Origin of the sequence: Streptomyces sp. SID1328, from assembly GCF_009865595.1 — a bacterium.
GTDB classification, from domain to species: Bacteria; Actinomycetota; Actinomycetes; order Streptomycetales; family Streptomycetaceae; genus Streptomyces; species Streptomyces griseoluteus.
This window is the reverse complement of sequence record NZ_WWKH01000641.1, coordinates 1-2,786: the sequence shown is the minus strand read 5'-3', so window position 1 is coordinate 2,786 and position 2,786 is coordinate 1. Positions and strand designations below refer to the sequence as shown.

The following is a 2,786-nucleotide window of genomic DNA, read 5'->3' as shown; positions in this document are numbered from 1 at the left end:
GCTGCTGCGCGGCGGGCTTGGGGGCGCCCGGCTTCGGGGCAGCCGGACGGGCCGACTGCGCCGGGGAGGGCGCGCCGGGCTTGGGGGTTGCCTTGCGCGGGGCGGGCTTGCCGGCGGACTTGCCGTTGCCACCGCCCTGGAAGGCGTCGGTCAGCTTGCGTACGACAGGCGCTTCGATCGTCGAAGACGCCGAACGGACGAATTCACCGAGTTCCTGGAGCTTGGCCATGACGACCTTGCTCTCGACACCGAACTCCTTGGCGAGTTCGTATACCCGGACCTTAGCCACTTCGCTCCTTTGAGGTCCGGGTGATGCCGGACCGTCGCTAGTTCATGGGCGTACTCATCGCGTACTCATCGAGTGCTCATCGCAATCTCGACCTGCTTTCGACTCGCGAGGTACCAGGCCGCCGCGGTGTTCCGGGCGGCACTTCTTACGGTGTTGCCTGCTCGGCAACTGTTGTCTGCTCGACGTATCGGCGCAACGCGTTTGTGTCGAGCGCTCGCGGGGCGCGCAGTGCCCGCGTGAACGCCCGGCGGCGAACCGCCTGGTCCAGACAGACCGGTGCCGGGTGTACATAAGCACCCCGGCCGGGCAGCGTACCGCGAGGATCGGGGACGCAGGCGTCCTCGATCATCACGATCCGCAGTAGATCGTTCTTGGCCGCTCGCTTCCGGCACCCCACACAGGTGCGTTCAGGGCGCGCTCGGGTGTGCGTCCGGCCAGACACGGTTAAGTCTACCTCCCCGTACCGACCTCACCCCTTTGGGGCAGAGATCGAACAGTTGCAGTGTGGTGAACGGTCGCGATCCGGCCGGGATCTGTCCTGATCTTTGCGGTGATCAAGACAGGCCCCGGACCGGATCGGGTCGGCGGACGGGCCGAGCTAGTCGGTGACCTGCTCGGTGTCCGGCCGGATGTCGATGCGCCAGCCGGTGAGGCGGGCGGCGAGCCGGGCATTCTGGCCCTCCTTGCCGATCGCCAGCGAGAGCTGGTAGTCCGGCACGGTGACCCGCGCGGAGCGGGCGGCGAGGTCCACGACCTCGACCTTGCTCACCCGAGCGGGTGACAGGGCGTTCGCCACCATCTCGGCCGGGTCGTCCGACCAGTCGACGATGTCGATCTTCTCGCCGTTCAGCTCGCCCATCACACTGCGCACCCGGCCGCCCATCGGGCCGATGCAGGCGCCCTTGGCGTTCAGGCCCGAACGGGTGGACCGTACGGCGATCTTGGTGCGGTGGCCGGCCTCGCGGGCGATGGCGGCGATCTCCACCGAGCCGTCCGCGATCTCCGGCACCTCCAGGGAGAAGAGCTTCTTCACCAGGTTGGGGTGGGTACGCGAGAGGGTGACCGAGGGGCCGCGCACGCCCTTGGCGACGCGGACCACGTAGGACCGCAGCCGCATGCCGTGCTGGTAGGTCTCGCCGGGGACCTGCTCCTGCACCGGCAGGATGGCCTCCAGCTTGCCGATGTCCACCAGCACGTTCTTCGGGTCGCGGCCCTGCTGGACCACGCCGGTGACGATGTCGCCCTCACGGCCGGCGTACTCACCGAGCGTGGCGTCGTCCTCCGCGTCGCGCAGCCGCTGGAGGATGACCTGCTTGGCGGTGGTGGCGGCGATCCGGCCGAACCCGGAGGGGGTGTCGTCGAACTCGCGGCGCTCCTGCCCCTCCTCGACGTCCTCCGGGTCCTCCTTCGCCCACACGGTCACGTGACCGCTCTGGCGGTTCAGCTCCACGCGCGCGTGGCGGCGGCTGCCCTCGGTGCGGTGGTACGCGATGAGGAGGGCCGACTCGATCGCCTCGACCAGCAGGTCGAAGGAGATCTCCTTCTCCCTGACCAAGCCCCGCAGGGCGCTCATGTCGATGTCCACGGCTACGCCTCCTCCTCTTCCTTCATGTCCTTCTTGTCCTTGCGGTTGAACTCGACCTGCACCCGCGCCTTGGCGATCTCCGGGAAGGCGAGCCGGCGGTTGGTGGCCTTGCGGCCCTTCACACCGGGGACCTCCAGGTCCACGCCCTCGTCGTCCGTGCCCAGGATGCGCGCGACCACTTCGCCGCCGTCGGCGAGCTGGAACTTGACCAGCCGGTCGACGGCGCGCCGGTAGTGGCGGGGTTCGGTCAGGAGGCGCTCGGCGCCCGGGGTGCCGACCTCCAGGTCGTAGGCCTGGTCGCCCATCGCGTCGGTCTCGTCGAGCTTCGCCGAGAGCGCGCGGCTCACATCGGCGATCCGGTCCAGGTCCGCTCCGGTGTCGGAGTCGACGACCACGCGCAGCACACGCTTGCGTCCGACGGAGTCGACGGCGATCTCCTCCAGATCCAGCCCCTGGGAGGTGACGAGCGGTTCGAGCAGCTCTCGCAGCCTCTCGCTCTGGGTGGTGCTCATCCGGGTGACTCCTCGGCCGCGTGTGCTGTTGTGGGATGGTCGCGTGTCTGGTCAAAGGGTATCCGGTCGCGATGGGTGTTGCCGTCCACCTTCGGCGGGTCCGCACCTCCCGCGCGTCCGTCCGGTGGGCGGTCGGGGGTGAGGAACGGTGCCGGTGAGTGGTGCGGGGACAGGGCGCGGGTACGGTGATCACGGGCGGGCGGCCTGTTCGAAGGGCCCCGCTCTCCGGTGCCTTCCCCCGCCTCGCCCCCGCGTCTCCCCCGTCTCTCCCCGTACGAGTTCCCCGAGGACGTCTGCCGTGTCGTACTCCCCACCGCCGCGCGCCCGTTCGGGGCCGCGCAGAAGAACCCTGCTCGCCTCCCTGGCCGGTGCCACCGCCCTGCTGACGGGCTGCTCGGCC

4 protein-coding genes are annotated in these 2,786 nt (G+C 69.7%); all 4 read right to left on the bottom strand.

The genetic code is table 11. The annotated features are described in order from the left end of the window. Nucleotides 1-289, bottom strand: a 289-nt coding sequence (locus GT030_RS20845; protein ID WP_161202400.1) for a translation initiation factor IF-2 N-terminal domain-containing protein, incomplete at its 3' end; no start/stop codon positions are given. A gap of 145 nt (nucleotides 290-434) precedes the next feature. Beyond that, a complete protein-coding gene (locus GT030_RS20840) occupies nucleotides 435-731 on the bottom strand; it encodes a YlxR family protein (RefSeq protein WP_135790051.1) in 297 nt (98 codons plus the stop codon). 156 nt (nucleotides 732-887) lie between these two features. Continuing rightward, nucleotides 888-1,874 (bottom strand): transcription termination factor NusA, encoded by a 987-nt coding sequence (nusA, locus tag GT030_RS20835; protein WP_161202399.1) that lies wholly within the window; start codon nucleotides 1,872-1,874, stop codon nucleotides 888-890. A gap of 2 nt (nucleotides 1,875-1,876) precedes the next feature. Next, on the bottom strand, nucleotides 1,877-2,386 hold the full coding sequence (rimP, locus tag GT030_RS20830; RefSeq protein WP_161202398.1) for a ribosome maturation factor RimP: 510 nt from the start codon (nucleotides 2,384-2,386) through the stop codon (nucleotides 1,877-1,879). Nucleotides 2,387-2,786 lie beyond the last annotated feature (400 nt).

Coding starts and splice junctions, on each gene's coding strand:
- rimP (WP_161202398.1), bottom strand. CDS start 2,386: ATGAGCACCACCCAGAGCGAGAGGCTGCGAGAGCTGCTCGAACCGCTC.